Below are 15,065 nucleotides of genomic sequence, written 5' to 3'. Positions count from 1 at the left end.
GGTAGGATTAAGGCAAATGGAGTGTTGAGAGGGGTTATTATGTATAAAACGATTTTAGTACCTATTGATATTGTAGAAGAAGAGTTAACCAGTAAAGCGGTACGACATGCGGTATATTTAGCAAAAGAAACAGGGGCTAATTTACATTTAATTCATGTTCTTCCTATCTCTTCGGCAATCATTAATGCTTATTCACTGGGTTATCCAGAAATTAAAGATAAAGCGACAGTGAAAGCAGAAAATGATATGCAAATGTTGGTAGATTCGGTGGATTTACCTGCTGAAAAGGTCGCTTATACGGTTACTTTTGGTTCACCTCGTGATGAAATTTTAGTTACAGCAAAAGATATTCAAGCCGACTTAATTGTTATTGGCTCACGTAGACCTAATATCAGTACCCATTTATTAGGTTCAACAGCTGCGGGCGTAGTTCGTTACGCGGAAATTTCAGTGTTAGTTGTTCGTTAATATATTCATTAATATGCTGTGAGTATTCCTCATGGCATATTCTTTTGCGTAGTATATCTTATTTATTTAATAAGCCATTTATTGAGTAAACACTCTATAGAGTGAATAATAATGGAAAAATTTACCCAAGAACTTTTAAGTCTCGATCATTTTATTCTACGCATCTTACGCTATTATGTAATAGGCTCTATTTTCTTTTTCTTAGGATTATTACCTGGTGTATTAGGTTTTTATTTGATTGAAGGACATACTTTTATGGAATCCTCATTAAATGCAATATCCATGTTAAGTGGTCAACCAGTAGAGCCTGCACCTGCAACCCCAACAGGGCGCTTTTTTATTGCAATTTATGGTTTGTTTCTTCAGTGTGTTTTTATTTTATCAATTGGGCTTGTTGTCACACCTTTTATTCACCGACAATTGCATAAATGGCATCTTGAGGAAGATTAAATAAGCAAGCTATGGGGTTAACGCTACAATAAAAACAGACAATAATCTGATAATGAGGAGTTACTATGTACAAAACAATTCTAGTACCTGTTGATATTTCAGAAGATGAGTTAACGACGAAAGCCTTACAACACGCTGTTTATATTGCCAAACTAGAAGGTGCAAAGTTGCATCTTTTTCATGCAATTCCTGATATTTCACGCTTTTCTATTAGCTATAGTTATCACTATGATATGTTGAGCTCTTTTGCTAACAAAGCACTTGAACGTGTACAAGAACAACTGCAAGAATTAGCTAATGGTATTGATCTACCTAATGAACAAGTAGAGTATTCAGCCGTATTTGGCTCTGCAAGAGATAAAGTTTTAGAGTTAGCTGAAAAAATTAATGCTGATTTGATTGTGATTGGTTCACGTCGTCCAAGTATTTCAACGCACTTATTAGGTTCAAATGCATCAGGTATCGTTGCTTATGCTAAGCAATCTGTTTTAGTTGTTCGCTAATATTTTTCATAAAGTAAAAAATAGCAAAAGCCTCTAACTTATTTAGGGGCTTTTTTACTTTAGTTTATAAAAAATTATTTATCATTTTGGATATACATTTTCACCTCAATACTAGATAAAAAATATAGATAGGGCGCAGTTGTTCATTAATGCGGTTTTTATTTAAACATAAAGGAACTCATTGATTGAGAATGATAGTCATTCTAAAGTGAGGACTGTTGTTTTTAAATTAGAGACAAATATTATGTTGAATAACCCAAATTTTATTGTCATGGATGTTGAAAAATTTCCTATTGTAACCATGAAAATATTTCCAGAAACGTTGGAAGATGCCAATAACTGGATTGCTGAAATGAATGTTGTATTAAACGAAGAACAAAAATTTGTATTAGTTTATCCATCTATTAATAAAAAAGAGAAAGAGCATAAAAAAGAAGATATGGAAGGAATGAAAGCGGTAAGGCGTTGGCTAAAAGAGGGTAAGGCCCTGCTTAGTGAATATTGTGCGGGTATGATAATGACAGCCAACCCTCAAAAAGAGGATAAAGAGCAATTGATGCCATTATCATCTGTTATTTCTGCCGTTTATGGTGTTCCCGTATTTGTTGCAGAAACGCTGGATGCATCTTATGTTAAAGCAAATGAGTTAGTTGAATAATTAAATTTTATTATAAAATGACGTAATAGATTACTTTAGGTGCTAATTTTTTTGGTACCTTTATTATTTTATATGTACGTCATTCTTAAATTTTCAGCGTTGTTGACGGCGTCTATTTGCTCGAGTTATATACTATTGTATGCTCTTAGATACTCATTCATTTGTTGCTTAACGGTGTCTTAAATTATTTAAAGTACATATTATGTAACGGTTTTTCTAAAAAGACACATTTCCCTAATAAGTTTATGAGTAAACAAACATTGATCTATCTACAGCCTTAAATATTTTATTTGTTCATAATAGTCTTGAAAGATAATAAAGCGAAAAATAGGCGATGTTGATAAACTTTATATTAGCAATGGCTCGTTTTTGATTAAAACTAAGGCATGGTATGGACAATGAGATAATGGCTGAATGTTCGGCCATTTCAGAAGATAAACAGCGTGAAATTACAAAATTATGTATTCAAACAGCTTTGTTGCTATTGCAACATGGTGCTGAAAGTATGCTGGTTGAGCAACTCTCAACTCGTTTAGGTTTGGCGTTAGGTGTGCACCAAGTTGAAAGTGCAATTTCTGCTAATGCAGTGGTATTAACCACCATTGTTAATGGGCATTGCCAAACATCAACACGCAAGATAGTCGATCGTGGCATTAATATGCATGTTGTGACAGAAGTTCAGCATATTGTGATTTTGGTTGAACATCATCTTGCCGATATTCATGAAGCAAGAAAACGCTTTGAGCATATAAAACCATTACGTTATCCACGTTGGGTGATTATTTTTATGGTTGCCTTATCTTGTGGTTGTTTCTCTAAATTAAATGGTGGAAATTGGGATGGTTTTTTAGTCTCTGCTATTGGTGGGGGACTTGGTATGTTTGTACGACAAGCATTGACTCATCGCCAAATGAATCCATTAATTAATTTTTGTATTACCGCTTTTGTTGCCACATCTGTTTCAGGTTTATTATTAAAACTTTCTTACTTTCAAACAACTGCAACTATTTCAATGGCAGCCAGTGTTTTATTACTCGTCCCCGGATTTCCTTTAATTAATGCTGTTGCTGATATGTTTAAAGGCCATGTTAATACAGGATTAGCACGCTGGGCGATGGCCACGATGCTGACATTAGCGACTTGCTTAGGGGTTATTTTAGCGATGGCAGTATGGGAGTTAAGAGATTGGGCATAATAACGATTATTCTTACCCTTATTGAAGATATGATTTTAGCTGCTATTCCAGCAGTCGGCTTTGCAATGGTTTTTAATGTACCTTTGCGAGCCTTAAAATATTGTGCATTATTAGGGGCTATAGGGCATGGCTCACGTACTGTATTGATTATGAGTGGAATGAATATTGAGTGGGCAAGCTTCTGTGCTGCAATTTTAGTCGGTTGTATTGGTATTCAATGGTCACGCTGGTGGCTTGCTCATCCTAAAGTCTTTACTGTTGCGGCGGTTATCCCAATGTTTCCCGGCATTAATGCTTATATCGCGATGATCTCTGTGGTGAAGTTAACACAAATCGGCTATAGCGAGGAGATTTTTGAAGCTTTAGTTACTCATTTCCTTAAAGCTTCATTTATTGTCGGTGCGCTCTCTATCGGGCTATCCTTGCCGGGTTTGTGGCTATATCGCAAGCGTCCGAGTGTCTAATTTTTTACATCGCGTGTTGTAGTGAATTTAACGTAATATCCAGTTCATTTTTATCAGAAATAATAATTTGAATGCGTAATTTATTTTCAGACTCTAAACTTGCATGCGCTTTAACATCTTCGTTATTCGCGTGCTTTTTTGTTATCTCAACTAATTCATCCATCAAATTCAGCATATTCTCATTCATTTTTCAATTTCTCCAAATCAGTGATGGACTAAACCATAGCAAATCCCTTTTGCGTTAATGTCGAGAATAACGGCTTTTTCTATCACCATTCACGCTTATTGTTTTATTTTTTATATAAAAAATAACAAGAAAGATTACCCAAAATAAATTTAAAAAAGGTAATATAAATAAAAATAAAAATAAGATTATCAGTTGATTATTAAAGATAATTCTTATTTGATTTAGTAAAATAAAGCGTAAGGCAGATACCACTTTGAGAAAAATATTACACTATACCGCGGTTGTGTTGGGTTTATTTGTTTTTACATTAAATGTTCAAGCACAAGCTCCAGACAATTTCACAAAAGCAAAAGAGATAGCAAAAGAACGTATTTATTATGATCAAAATCAAAAATCACAAGGAACGATTTATTGTGGCTGTGATTGGGAATGGGTGGGGAAATCAGGTGGTCGTGTCGATTTAGCCAGTTGTGGCTATCAAGTAAGAACACAACAAACAAGAGCAGCACGTATTGAGTGGGAACATATTGTTCCTGCATGGGTGTTTGGGCATCAGCGTCAATGCTGGCAAAATGGAGGAAGAGCTAATTGTGTGAAAAATGATCCTGTGTTTGGCAAAATCGAAGCCGATTTACATAATTTAGCACCGTCTATTGGCGAGGTTAATGGTGATCGTAGTAACTTCAGTTTTGGACAATTATCCGCTCAAGCGCCTTACCAATATGGTCAATGTCGTAGTCGTGTTGATTTTGCTTCACGTACCTTTGAACCTCGTAATGAAGTGAAAGGCCAAGTAGCAAGGGTCTATTTCTATTTACATGACCGCTATAATCTCTCAATGTCACGTCAGCAACAACAATTATTAATGGTTTGGGATAAGGCTTATCCGCCAACGGCATGGGAAAAAGAGCGTGATAATCGTATTGCTCGTGTCGTTGGATATCATAATCCTTTTGTGACAGGTGAAGTAAAATGGCAATTAGGGCATAAAAATAGTGGTGCTGGATTATTTGTAACAAATAATGCACCCGTCACTAAAGCCAAAACTGAAACACCTAAACAAGCAAATGCATCATTATCTGAAAGTATTAAGGGTAATATAAATAGCAAAATTTATCATTTTGCCCATTGTTCTGGCTATAAAACCATGTCAGATAAAAATGCCGTTTTCTTTAAAACGGAAAGTGAAGCGATGAAGGCAGGATATCGTTTAGCAAATAATTGCAAACAGCCTTAAGGGCATTATTTAGATTACATCCAACGACGAACGTGGCGACAATATTGTTGCCACGCTTGTGGAAATAACTCACTTAAGATTTTCTCTTCACGTACTATCGTATAGCGATCTGTTATAAAGTAAAACGCAATCGCCGCACCTAAAAATCCCCAATTACCAAAAATAAAAAACAGCCCAATACTGATATCCAAAAAACCGAGATACATAGGATTACGGCTAATTTTATAAGGGCCTTCAGTGACTAATTGCTTTGGTGTGTGATTAGGGTTAGGAGAAGTTTTTTGTTTAATAAAAAATGAAAGGCAATAAAAAAGCCAGATCCCAGAAGTCGTAATAGTGAGTAAACCTAAATAAAAAAAGAACCCCATTTTCAGAGTACCAGAATGAAGTTCAAAACCAATAAATGGAATGAGGTTAAGCAATAACCAATAAATAAAAGGCAATCGTAAGAAATTCATTTACTCCCCCTAAAATAACGTCTATTGTTATTTTTATGTTAAGTCCACTTGTTATAAATGATTTTAGTATTGAAAATATTTTTATTTTGTCATTATACTGTCATAAAGCTTCGATAATTTTCACTCTAACTCCATGATGGGGAATATGAATGACAGAAGCAATGGATAAATCTCGTTACTTACAGAAAACTGGCAACAACCGAGCATTAATGTTCAGGATTGTGGCCGGTTTTTTTGTTTTCTGCGACTAAATAGAGTCTAAAGGGGACTCATGGTAAATGAATAAGTGACCAATAAAAGATGTCGATGACTTTTTGAAGACTAACAAGGGTAAATACCACTATGAGTAGACAAAAAGCAGCAACACGTTTACGCCGAGAAAATAAACGTACTTCACGTAAAGAACAACGTAACGGAGCACATCGAGATAATGTCATGGTTTTACCAGGATTTGGGGAAATTGATACGATTGGAATGGCGAGAGAAAAGCGTGATGAACGCGCGTTATCTCCACGTAATGAAGCTCAATGCCAATACATGAATGCGATTAAACATCAAAATCTTATTTTTGCAACGGGAGAAGCGGGTTGTGGAAAAACCTTTCTCAGTGCCGCATTGGCGGCAGATGCTTTAATTCATAAAGAAATAGAACGTATTATTGTTACTCGACCTGTATTGCAGGCAGATGAAGATCTTGGTTTTTTACCCGGAGATATTGCTGAAAAATTTGCACCATATTTTCGTCCTGTCTACGATGTATTAGTCAAACGTTTAGGCGCATCATTCTTGCAATATTGTTTACGACCGGAAATTGGCAAAGTCGAAATTGCGCCTTTTGCCTACATGCGAGGCCGTACTTTTGAAAATGCATTTGTTATTTTAGATGAAGCGCAGAATGTCACTGTCAATCAAATGAAATTATTTCTAACGAGAATGGGAGAAAATGTCACCGTTGTGGTTAATGGCGATATTACGCAATGTGATTTACCTTCTAATATACCGTCTGGATTAGCGGATGCGCTTATTCGATTTGAAGCCAATAATCGAGTAGGGGTAATTAAATTTATGCAAGAAGATTGTGTACGTTCTACATTATGTCAGCATGTATTGGCTGCTTATAATGATTAAATTGGGTATAAGAATTTTTGTATAAAATAAAAAAGGCTGCATATTATTAAGGAAATGAATATGCAGCCTGTACAGCCAACGTTTAATCTTTCATTGATAGTTTAGCTTACATCTTCGTTATCCATTACATGATGACGTTCAGCGTGATAGCCTTCTTCGTCGTAACCAAAGCGCCAATAAGGGATTGCATAAATTAAGCTACGATCATAGCCGTTATCACGGCGAATATGGCGCCTTAATGCACGAATAATTTTATCTTCACCGGCAATCCAAAACGCAACATCTTCAGCAGGTAATTTCCAGGACATAAATTCATTAATTAAGTTTTGAGTTTGTTCTTCAACTGAGCCAATCAACCAGATTATCTCTAAACCACGAGGACATTTAATTTCTTGGCGATGCGTTTCGTCTTCTACTCGGATAACGACTTTTCCTCGAACATTAGGTTGCATGGTTTCAATTAAAGCCATCAAGGCTGGTAATGAACTTGGATCGGCTGCCATATAATAATGTGAAGCTGGCGCTAATAGAGGGTCTGGCCCTCCCGGATTAGTGATGCCAATAAAGTCACCTGGTTTAGCATTTAGCGCAAAATGAATAGCGGGGCCAGCATCTTCATGAACGGCAAATTCAATATCTAACTCTTTCTGCTCTGGGCGAATGGCTCGAACACTATAAGTGCGGACAATCGACCTTGGTTCACCTTCAGGCCATTTAGGGCCTTTTTCAGAAAAACTGGGTACTGTTGGTTTAGTTTGGCCTTCTAAGGGTAAAAATATTTTCAGATGTGCGCCCGCAGTATCAGCAGGGTAAGTATCTAAATCATCACTGGTAAAGGTAATACAGCGCATTCCAGGAGTGACATCAGTAATGCGTTTTACTTGAACTAAGCGAGGAGGTGCTGGTTTATAAATATTTTTTTCTTGAGGTGTTTTGGAGTTACTCACGTTTTTTTACCTGACTCATTTAATTGTTTTATCAATGTAGATATTATCATTTTCAATTAATAATGATAGTCATTATCAACATTAACATTGGTTTAGTAAAGTTAGGTGTATGTTTTACTTATCATTGTGTGATTAGGCTCAAACTACTCATACAGAAAACACTTATTAATTAATGAATAGATAAGGCAATAAATCAAGATTGATAACGTAAGAGAAGAGCTTAAAAAAGCTGTCAATAAAAGTAGAATAACAAAGAAATAATAAAAGTTATTAGATTTAAAGAGAAAACACGTGATTAGAAAAAATCAGGGAGTAATAAAAGGTAACAATGAGAAGAAAATGAATTAATACAGTGAGTAAACTTAAAACTAATGTACTCACTGTATTTTGATATAACGTTAGTAATAGATTAGGCTTTAGGATCTGGGCCAAATCTGTTGTCGCCTTTAGTTCCTTCAAGACACATAAAGACAAAAACGATTAATCCACCAATGGCAGGAATAAAGGCAAGTAAGAACATCCAACCCGATTTATCTTGGTCATGGAAGCGACGAATAGTCACCGCAAGGCTAGGTACGATAATAGCTAAAGAATAAATACCTAAAACAATACCAATAATTGAACCTAAACCACTCATTTCACCTGTATTCATATCTATTGATGAAATTAGAATAGCATATAAGATGGTAATAATAATGGTATTTACTAAGGTAAACATCCAGTATTCTTTTCTACGCGCACGCCCTGAAAAATTAGCGTAATTATTTTTAATAACTTCTAAGTACCAATTCATGACTTCATCCTTAATTTAGTAGCAACAATACGTAAGCCTAGTTTAGGGGATCTTTCTTAGCAATTAAGATAATTCTAAATTATCAAAATATGTTTTTTAAAAAGACATAATGATCTCTTTCCCCATTTAATAGGGCGATAGACTTAATTTTTAAGTTAATCAAATAGGTAACATACAATATACGTCTTTATAAAGTAATACAGACGTGAAGTGCTAAGCGGCGGGTATCATAATTACTTTAGAAATTGAATTCAACAAGTACTCTATTTTATTTCTAGAAAAGATGGTTTTTTATAGGATTGTTAATATGTTTATTTATCGTGATAACAGAATAAAAAAGATTTTATCTCTTACTATTAATCAAAAATGATGTGTTTATAGTTATTTTATCAATATGTTTGATTTAAGTTTAGTTAATTATAGGAAAATAAAAAAAGGGCTAAATAATTATTAGCCCATTGTGTTTATTGCTGGCCGTTGTACGACACTATTTTTATATTACTGTGTACTTTTTCTTTACTTCACTTTCATTCCTGCAAGTGTCATTAAGAAACGAAAAAGAGAAGACACCGCAAATAAAACTAAAACGCTACAAAACCAAATTGTAATTAACCATCCCCACTTTTTTAATAATGAGGGGTTACTTTGTATTTGTGGATCAGTGATAGCCTTCTTCATAATTGGTTTTTCCTCTGAAAACGTAATAACTCCAGAATGTATAAACGAGAATAATTGGGATAATAAACAGTGCGCCAACTAACATAAATCCTTGGCTTTCTGGTGGGGCGGAAGCTTCCACAAAACTAATGGCAGGTGGAATAATATTAGGCCAAATGCTGATACCTAATCCGGCAAAACCTAAGAAAATTAAAGCTAGCGCACCAAAGAAAGGAAGATAGTGCCCTTGTTTTTTTATTGAACGTAAAATCAACCATGTGCTGTATAGCACTAAAAGTGGAACAGGTAAAAAGAAGAACAAGTTAGGTAGCTTGAACCAACGCTCCGCAATAGCAGGTTGTGCTAGTGGTGTCCATGCACTAACCATAGCAATTACAATAAGCATCACTAGCGTCAGCGGTTTAGCGACTTTATATAGACTTTGCTGTAAGTGGCCTTCAGTTTTCATAATTAACCAACCACACCCTAATAAAGAATAGGCGATAACTAAACCCAAACCACAAAAGAGTGCAAAAGGTGACAGCCAATCAAAATAATTACCTACAAAGGTACGATTAACAACAGGTAAACCTTGAACAACGCTACCAACGACAATACCCTGCATGAAGGTGGCTAAGATTGATCCAAAAATAAAGGATTTATCCCAAAAGCCTTTGTGGTTATCATCGGCTTTAAAACGAAATTCAAAGGCGACCCCCCGAAATATCAACGCAACAAGCATTAGGGTTAAAGGCATTGCTAATGCATCAAGAATAACGGCATAAGCGAGCGGAAATGCACCAAATAATGCGGCACCCCCTAAGACTAACCATGTTTCGTTACCATCCCATACAGGAGCAACCGTATTCATCATTAAGTCACGATCTTGATTGCTTTTAATAAATGGGTAGAGCATACCGATACCGAGATCGAAACCGTCCATTACAATGTACATTAATGTACTAAATACGATGATGACGAACCAAATAACGGGCAGATCAATTCCCATGATTAACCTCCGAAGTACCTTTGCGGATCAGTCTTAACATATAGGCATATCCGATACCGAACACAGAGCCATAAACAACAAAGAAGATCAGCAGGCTTATGCTCATATGCATTTCGCCATGTGCAGAGACGGCATCTCGAGTTCGTTGTATGCCATAGACTACCCAAGGCTGGCGTCCAACTTCAGTAGTAAACCATCCTGCAAGGATAGCGATAAGACCTGATGGCGCCATTAAAAAAGTTAACCATAAGAACGTTTTAGATTCATAAAGTTTTTTCTTATAACGTAACCATGTTCCCCAAACACCAACTAAAATCATTAACATGCCAAGGCCAACCATAATGCGGAATGACCAGAATACAATGAGTGAATTAGGTCTATCTTCTTTAGGGAATTCTTTGAGTGCAGGAACCTGCTTTTCTAAACTGTGGGTTAAGATCATGCTACCAAGATAAGGAATTTCTATCTTATATTTTGTCTCTTCATCATCCATATCTGGCATACCGAAAAGGATCAATGGTGTGGCTTCACCCGGTTTGTTTTCCCAATGACCTTCAATTGCTGCAATTTTTGCTGGTTGATGTTTTAAGGTATTTAAACCATGAACATCACCAATGAGTGCTTGAATTGGGGCTAGAATTAAAATCATCCACAAAGACATTGAAAGCATCTTTTTCATTGCTGATGTTTTATGGCCTTTAAGGATATGCCATGCAGCAGAAGCTGCAATAAAGAAAGCGGAAGCTAAGAACGCAGCTACACCCATATGTGCGAGACGATAAGGGAAAGAGGGATTAAAAATAACCGCAATCCAGTCTACTGGCACGACTTGATTATTAATGATTTCAAATCCTTGTGGTGTTTGCATCCAGCTATTTGATGCCAAAATCCAAAACGTTGACATCAATGTGCCTAATGCAACCATGCAGGTTGCAAAAAAGTGAAGTTTTTCACCCACTTTATTCCAACCAAACAGCATTACACCTAAGAATCCAGCTTCTAAGAAGAAGGCTGTAAGTACTTCATAAGTCAGCAAAGGGCCAGTAATCGAGCCCGCAAAGTCAGAAAAAAAGCTCCAATTGGTTCCAAATTGATAGGCCATTACCAAACCAGAGACAACTCCCATGGCAAAGTTAACAGCGAATATTTTTGACCAAAAATGGAATAACGCTAAATAATCCTTATTGCGAGTTTTTAACCATAAACCTTCCAAAACGGCTAAAAAACTAGCTAGTCCGATAGTAATTGCAGGGAAGATAATATGAAAAGAAACTGTAAACGCAAATTGGATACGCGCCAAATCAAAGGCACTTAACCCAAGCATAAAAACCTCGTTTTATTGATATATAAATTGCAGGTAAATCGTGTGGATTAGTAGACCATATGACAGTAAACTATAATAGTGACAATAAGTTTAAAAATGACTATAACAGTTTTGAGGTGAACAGTTTTATATGACTCGATATGAACAGCTTGCAGCGCAAATACGCCAACAAATTGAAGATAATATTTGGCAATCTGGTGACCGTTTACCGTCATTGCGAGATACAGTGAAACAGTCTGGTTTAAGTTTAATGACGGTTTTACAATCGTATCAGTTATTAGAAAGTCAAGGATGGATAACGGCGCGACCACAATCTGGTTATTATGTTGCACATCGCAATACACGCTTTGGTCAAGTGACTGCCAGTAAAGGGCTACACATGAGTGAAAATGTTGAAATCAGTGCATCTATTTTTAATGTACTTCAAGCGTGTAAAGATCCTGAAATTATTCCTTTTGGGTCTGCTTTCCCTGATCCTAGCTTATTTATTCAGCCTAAGTTAAGTAGTGCGTTAGCGTCTGCTGCGAGACATCTTGCACCTCAAAGTTCAGTAATAAATTTGCCTCCAGGAAATGAAAAGTTACGCCGTAACATTGCACAACGCTATGCGTTACAAGGAATTCATGTCTCTCCAGATGATATTGTGATTACAGCGGGTGCAATGGAATCACTGAGTTTTAGTTTGCAAGCTGTTACCGAACCTGGCGATTGGGTGGTGATTGAATCACCTGCGTTTTATGGTGCATTACAAGCAATTGAACGTTTACGCTTAAAAGCGCTTGCAATTAGAACCGATCCTGTCACTGGAATTTGTTTAGATGAACTCGAAAAAGTGGTTGAGCAATATGATATTAAAGCCTGCTGGTTGATGAGTCATTGTCAAAATCCATTAGGTGGAACAATGCCAGATGAAAATAAAATAAGGCTGGTGGATATTTTGGCGAAGAAGCAGATAACGCTCATCGAAGATGATGTGTATGGCGAGCTCTATAACAGTCAGAAAGCGCCGATGCCTGTAAAAGGATTTGATAAAACGAATAGCGTATTACATTGTGCTTCTTTTTCTAAATGCTTGGCGCCAGGATTTCGTGTGGGTTGGGTTGCGGCAGGTAAACACGCAACAAAAATACAGCAATTACAAATGATGAGTACGGTTTCTGCGAGTATGCCGACACAGCAAGCCATTGCAGATTATTTATCACAAGGTGGTTACGACACACATCTTCGCCGATTAAGATTATTATTAGAACAAAGGCGCTATCGTATGTTGCAAGCTATACAGATGCATTTACCTGAGGATGTAAAAGTGAATATTCCAACTGGAGGGTATTTTCTTTGGTTAGAATTTGAATCAACATTTGATGCGAATAAGCTTTATCACTTTGCATTGGAAAGGGGAGTCAGTATTGCACCCGGATCTATGTTTTCCACCAGCTCGCAATTTAACCATGCATTTCGTTTAAATTCTTCTTTTCAGTGGAATAGCCGAATAGAAAAAGGAATAGAAATTATCGGTGAAGGATGCAGAAAATTACGACGTAAATAGCGGACGTTAGCGCACATTTTTAAAAGTTAGATATTGATTTATGAACGGTAATCTCCAATGATTAATTCTTAACCTCATTATCAGACTGACTAGCCAGATATTGCAGGAGGACACAATGAAGCTACGTTGTTTTGATCAACAAGAGTTACCGTTTATTCCATGGAGCAATCAAAAAGGCACAACCCAAGAAATTGTGTGTTGGCCAGTGAATAATGATTTTTCATGGCGAGCGTGTTTAACATCTATCGAAGATAATGGCTCATTAGGGCAGTTTCCTGATATTGAACGGCAAATGGTGCTATTAGAAGGTAATGGACTTAATCTAAATAGCACCGGATTTTTGAATCACTCCGTCACTGATCCTTATCAGCCTTATGATTTTTCAGGTGATATTCATGTTAAATCGGAGCTGATTAAAGGTGGTGTAAAGTGTTTAAATATTATGGTACGTCGAACATGCTGGAAAGCAGAAACGACATTAGTGACACAACCACTTATATTACCAAGTTCTCATGCCGGGCTTATTTATGTAACACAAGGTGAATGGAGTTTAACTGGTGCGACTTGCCAGCATTTATCAAAAGGGCAAGGTGCATGGTGGTTACCTGATATTCGTGAAGGTGAAATAAGACCGTTAACCGCAAATTGTCAATTATTATGGGCAGATATTCGACCACTAAAATAAAGGTATTTTTTGTGGTCAAATACTGACTGAAATAATAAATGATGCTTAGGATTATGATTAATTAAAAGCCAGATTAACGGCGGCAAAAGCAAGTAATCCACCGGCAATACCATCGTTATAACGACGACGTTTATCACTTAAACCGCCTTTTACACCAATATAAGCAAAGAAGCTACCGAGAAGGCCATAAATAATTAAGCAAGTCGTGATAAATATCCCAGATAACAGCAATGATTGTGTTGCGACATCATTATGATTATCAATAAAGTTTGGTAAAATAGCGAGATAAACTAATAAGCCTTTAGGATTAAGGAAGCTGGTTAAAAAACCTTTACGAAATAGAGACGAGGTTTTAGTCGTATCAAGGACTAACGTTCCTTTTTTGCAAGCTGAAATTAACATTTTAAGAGCGAGATAACTGATATAAGTAACGCCAACCCATTTAAGTAAATGAAATAAAATGGGTGATGTAGAAACTAAGGCGGCAAGGCCTAAAGCACTTAGCAACGCATGAGTTAAGTAACCTGAAATGACGCCTGAATTAGCAATCCATGCTGATTTCATTCCTCCTGATAACCCTTGAGATGAGATAAACAGAATATCGGGTCCAGGTGTACAGATCAGCGGTAAAACAGTCAGTGCGAATAATAATAAAGTGTTAAATTCCATCTTTTCACCTGATAGAGATAGATTAATAGAAACATCGTTTTTGCTGTGAAATTTAGCTGAAAGATTATATGATGTTTTCGAAAAAATCGGGTTGCTTTGTTGCTAACAAAAAGAATTAATTGGCAATAAAATTCCATAAATAGAATTAAGGTTAATCTTTGATGTCAATAAAATTAGATAAGATAGATAAACATATTTTGCAAGTACTTCAGCGTGATGGCAAAATCCAAAACATTGAGCTAGCAAAAGAAGTTGGACTCTCACCGTCTCCTTGTCTTCGCCGAGTGCGTTTACTTGAAGAGTCGGGAGTGATCACTCGTTATGTTGCTGTATTAGATGGTAGTATGGTTGATGCAGGCTTATCTTTATTCGCAAGAATTTGGTTTAGAGCACAAGATGCAGAAACCATAGAAGAATTCGTAAAGGCCATCAAGGTGTTACCTGAAGTGGTTGAGTGTCATTTAATGGCCGGTGAGTGTGATGCATTAATTCGGATCGTGACAAAAGACTTAGCCACGTATCGTCGTTTTCATGCCGATTATTTAACACAAATTCCGAGTATTCAAAGTATAAAAACAGAAGTACCAATGGAAACGGTAAAAGTCAGTTTTGCTTTGCCTCTTTAAATTAAAGAATTTATTTTAAATCATCACAAAATACTTTTAATTATGAAAGCCCCTATTTTTT

The 15,065-nt window shown here is 36.3% G+C and carries 19 protein-coding genes; 11 read left to right on the top strand and 8 right to left on the bottom strand.

Annotated features, from left to right (window positions below; translation table 11 throughout):
• The first annotated feature begins 39 nt into the window (after positions 1 to 39).
• The 6 genes from GWI97_RS12860 (at position 40) to GWI97_RS12835 (ending at position 3,738) form a co-directional block, all read left to right on the top strand.
• Positions 40 to 468 (top strand): universal stress protein, encoded by a 429-nt coding sequence (locus GWI97_RS12860; protein WP_036912874.1) that lies wholly within the window; start codon positions 40 to 42, stop codon positions 466 to 468.
• A gap of 111 nt (positions 469 to 579) precedes the next feature.
• Entirely contained in the window at positions 580 to 918 is a 339-nt protein-coding gene (locus tag GWI97_RS12855; protein WP_036936471.1) for a hypothetical protein, read from the top strand.
• A 65-nt stretch (positions 919 to 983) separates the two neighbouring features.
• Positions 984 to 1,421 (top strand): universal stress protein, encoded by a 438-nt coding sequence (locus tag GWI97_RS12850; protein ID WP_036936473.1) that lies wholly within the window; start codon positions 984 to 986, stop codon positions 1,419 to 1,421.
• Positions 1,422 to 1,665: 244 nt separating this feature from the next.
• Positions 1,666 to 2,079 (top strand): hypothetical protein, encoded by a 414-nt coding sequence (locus GWI97_RS12845; protein ID WP_087802587.1) that lies wholly within the window; start codon positions 1,666 to 1,668, stop codon positions 2,077 to 2,079.
• 391 nt (positions 2,080 to 2,470) lie between these two features.
• The gene (locus tag GWI97_RS12840) at positions 2,471 to 3,274 is read left to right on the top strand and encodes a threonine/serine ThrE exporter family protein (RefSeq protein ID WP_036936476.1); all 804 of its coding nucleotides are present in this window, start codon (positions 2,471 to 2,473) and stop codon (positions 3,272 to 3,274) included.
• Positions 3,265 to 3,738, top strand: coding sequence for a threonine/serine exporter (locus GWI97_RS12835; protein ID WP_082239461.1), 474 nt, complete (start codon positions 3,265 to 3,267; stop codon positions 3,736 to 3,738). The genes GWI97_RS12840 and GWI97_RS12835 overlap by 10 nt, the downstream gene beginning before the upstream one ends.
• Positions 3,739 to 3,742: 4 nt before the next feature.
• On the opposite strand, the gene GWI97_RS12830 is transcribed toward GWI97_RS12835, so the two are convergent.
• Complete coding sequence (locus GWI97_RS12830; RefSeq protein WP_036912881.1) at positions 3,743 to 3,925, bottom strand: hypothetical protein; 183 nt, start codon at positions 3,923 to 3,925, stop codon at positions 3,743 to 3,745.
• Positions 3,926 to 4,178: 253 nt separating this feature from the next.
• Between GWI97_RS12830 and GWI97_RS12825 the strand changes: the two genes are divergently transcribed.
• The gene (locus GWI97_RS12825) at positions 4,179 to 5,162 is read left to right on the top strand and encodes an endonuclease (protein WP_036936481.1); all 984 of its coding nucleotides are present in this window, start codon (positions 4,179 to 4,181) and stop codon (positions 5,160 to 5,162) included.
• 14 nt (positions 5,163 to 5,176) lie between these two features.
• Here GWI97_RS12825 and GWI97_RS12820 read toward each other — a convergent pair whose 3' ends face one another.
• The gene (locus GWI97_RS12820; RefSeq protein WP_036936483.1) at positions 5,177 to 5,620 is read right to left on the bottom strand and encodes a methyltransferase family protein; all 444 of its coding nucleotides are present in this window, start codon (positions 5,618 to 5,620) and stop codon (positions 5,177 to 5,179) included.
• 342 nt (positions 5,621 to 5,962) lie between these two features.
• Here GWI97_RS12820 and phoH point away from each other — a divergent pair, with 342 nt between their 5' ends.
• Entirely contained in the window at positions 5,963 to 6,748 is a 786-nt protein-coding gene (gene phoH / locus GWI97_RS12815; protein ID WP_036936486.1) for a phosphate starvation-inducible protein PhoH, read from the top strand.
• 101 nt (positions 6,749 to 6,849) lie between these two features.
• Here phoH and GWI97_RS12810 read toward each other — a convergent pair whose 3' ends face one another.
• The 5 genes from GWI97_RS12810 to GWI97_RS12790 form a co-directional block, all read right to left on the bottom strand.
• The gene (locus GWI97_RS12810; protein WP_036936488.1) at positions 6,850 to 7,695 is read right to left on the bottom strand and encodes a siderophore-interacting protein; all 846 of its coding nucleotides are present in this window, start codon (positions 7,693 to 7,695) and stop codon (positions 6,850 to 6,852) included.
• Between the two features lie 409 nt (positions 7,696 to 8,104).
• Positions 8,105 to 8,488 (bottom strand): DUF805 domain-containing protein, encoded by a 384-nt coding sequence (locus tag GWI97_RS12805; RefSeq protein WP_036936491.1) that lies wholly within the window; start codon positions 8,486 to 8,488, stop codon positions 8,105 to 8,107.
• A gap of 516 nt (positions 8,489 to 9,004) precedes the next feature.
• Entirely contained in the window at positions 9,005 to 9,166 is a 162-nt protein-coding gene (locus GWI97_RS12800) for a DUF2474 domain-containing protein (RefSeq protein WP_161752012.1), read from the bottom strand.
• Positions 9,147 to 10,154 carry a cytochrome d ubiquinol oxidase subunit II gene (cydB, locus tag GWI97_RS12795; RefSeq protein ID WP_087802295.1) on the bottom strand — a complete coding sequence of 336 codons (1,008 nt, stop codon included), beginning with the start codon at positions 10,152 to 10,154 and terminating at the stop codon, positions 9,147 to 9,149. The genes GWI97_RS12800 and cydB overlap by 20 nt, the downstream gene beginning before the upstream one ends.
• Positions 10,144 to 11,478, bottom strand: coding sequence for a cytochrome ubiquinol oxidase subunit I (locus tag GWI97_RS12790; protein ID WP_115370918.1), 1,335 nt, complete (start codon positions 11,476 to 11,478; stop codon positions 10,144 to 10,146). Before GWI97_RS12790 ends, cydB begins: the two co-directional genes overlap by 11 nt.
• A gap of 130 nt (positions 11,479 to 11,608) precedes the next feature.
• Here GWI97_RS12790 and GWI97_RS12785 point away from each other — a divergent pair, with 130 nt between their 5' ends.
• Together GWI97_RS12785 and GWI97_RS12780 are read left to right on the top strand one after the other, a co-directional pair.
• Positions 11,609 to 13,024 carry an aminotransferase-like domain-containing protein gene (locus tag GWI97_RS12785; RefSeq protein ID WP_087802299.1) on the top strand — a complete coding sequence of 472 codons (1,416 nt, stop codon included), beginning with the start codon at positions 11,609 to 11,611 and terminating at the stop codon, positions 13,022 to 13,024.
• Between the two features lie 115 nt (positions 13,025 to 13,139).
• Positions 13,140 to 13,709 (top strand): HutD/Ves family protein, encoded by a 570-nt coding sequence (locus tag GWI97_RS12780; protein ID WP_036936503.1) that lies wholly within the window; start codon positions 13,140 to 13,142, stop codon positions 13,707 to 13,709.
• Between the two features lie 57 nt (positions 13,710 to 13,766).
• On the opposite strand, the gene GWI97_RS12775 is transcribed toward GWI97_RS12780, so the two are convergent.
• Positions 13,767 to 14,378 (bottom strand): LysE family translocator, encoded by a 612-nt coding sequence (locus GWI97_RS12775; protein WP_036936506.1) that lies wholly within the window; start codon positions 14,376 to 14,378, stop codon positions 13,767 to 13,769.
• Positions 14,379 to 14,539: 161 nt separating this feature from the next.
• Here GWI97_RS12775 and GWI97_RS12770 point away from each other — a divergent pair, with 161 nt between their 5' ends.
• Positions 14,540 to 15,004 (top strand): Lrp/AsnC family transcriptional regulator, encoded by a 465-nt coding sequence (locus tag GWI97_RS12770; RefSeq protein ID WP_036936508.1) that lies wholly within the window; start codon positions 14,540 to 14,542, stop codon positions 15,002 to 15,004.
• Positions 15,005 to 15,065: the final 61 nt, after the last annotated feature.

This window comes from Proteus sp. G2300 (genome assembly GCF_009915965.1).
Lineage (GTDB): Bacteria > Pseudomonadota > Gammaproteobacteria > Enterobacterales > Enterobacteriaceae > Proteus > Proteus vulgaris.
Note: the sequence above shows the minus strand (reverse complement) of the source record. Positions and strands in the feature narration are given on the sequence as shown.

Excerpts from the sequence above, each read along its gene's own strand:
- GWI97_RS12860 (WP_036912874.1), top strand. The coding sequence starts at position 40 with ATGTATAAAACGATTTTAGTACCTATTGATATTGTAGAAGAAGAGTTA.
- GWI97_RS12855 (WP_036936471.1), top strand. The coding sequence starts at position 580 with ATGGAAAAATTTACCCAAGAACTTTTAAGTCTCGATCATTTTATTCTA.
- GWI97_RS12850 (WP_036936473.1), top strand. The coding sequence starts at position 984 with ATGTACAAAACAATTCTAGTACCTGTTGATATTTCAGAAGATGAGTTA.
- GWI97_RS12845 (WP_087802587.1), top strand. The coding sequence starts at position 1,666 with ATGTTGAATAACCCAAATTTTATTGTCATGGATGTTGAAAAATTTCCT.
- GWI97_RS12840 (WP_036936476.1), top strand. The coding sequence starts at position 2,471 with ATGGACAATGAGATAATGGCTGAATGTTCGGCCATTTCAGAAGATAAA.
- GWI97_RS12830 (WP_036912881.1), bottom strand. The coding sequence starts at position 3,925 with ATGAATGAGAATATGCTGAATTTGATGGATGAATTAGTTGAGATAACA.
- GWI97_RS12820 (WP_036936483.1), bottom strand. The coding sequence starts at position 5,620 with ATGAATTTCTTACGATTGCCTTTTATTTATTGGTTATTGCTTAACCTC.
- phoH (WP_036936486.1), top strand. The coding sequence starts at position 5,963 with ATGAGTAGACAAAAAGCAGCAACACGTTTACGCCGAGAAAATAAACGT.
- GWI97_RS12805 (WP_036936491.1), bottom strand. The coding sequence starts at position 8,488 with ATGAATTGGTACTTAGAAGTTATTAAAAATAATTACGCTAATTTTTCA.
- GWI97_RS12800 (WP_161752012.1), bottom strand. The coding sequence starts at position 9,166 with ATGAAGAAGGCTATCACTGATCCACAAATACAAAGTAACCCCTCATTA.
- cydB (WP_087802295.1), bottom strand. The coding sequence starts at position 10,154 with ATGGGAATTGATCTGCCCGTTATTTGGTTCGTCATCATCGTATTTAGT.
- GWI97_RS12790 (WP_115370918.1), bottom strand. The coding sequence starts at position 11,478 with ATGCTTGGGTTAAGTGCCTTTGATTTGGCGCGTATCCAATTTGCGTTT.
- GWI97_RS12785 (WP_087802299.1), top strand. The coding sequence starts at position 11,609 with ATGACTCGATATGAACAGCTTGCAGCGCAAATACGCCAACAAATTGAA.
- GWI97_RS12780 (WP_036936503.1), top strand. The coding sequence starts at position 13,140 with ATGAAGCTACGTTGTTTTGATCAACAAGAGTTACCGTTTATTCCATGG.
- GWI97_RS12775 (WP_036936506.1), bottom strand. The coding sequence starts at position 14,378 with ATGGAATTTAACACTTTATTATTATTCGCACTGACTGTTTTACCGCTG.
- GWI97_RS12770 (WP_036936508.1), top strand. The coding sequence starts at position 14,540 with ATGTCAATAAAATTAGATAAGATAGATAAACATATTTTGCAAGTACTT.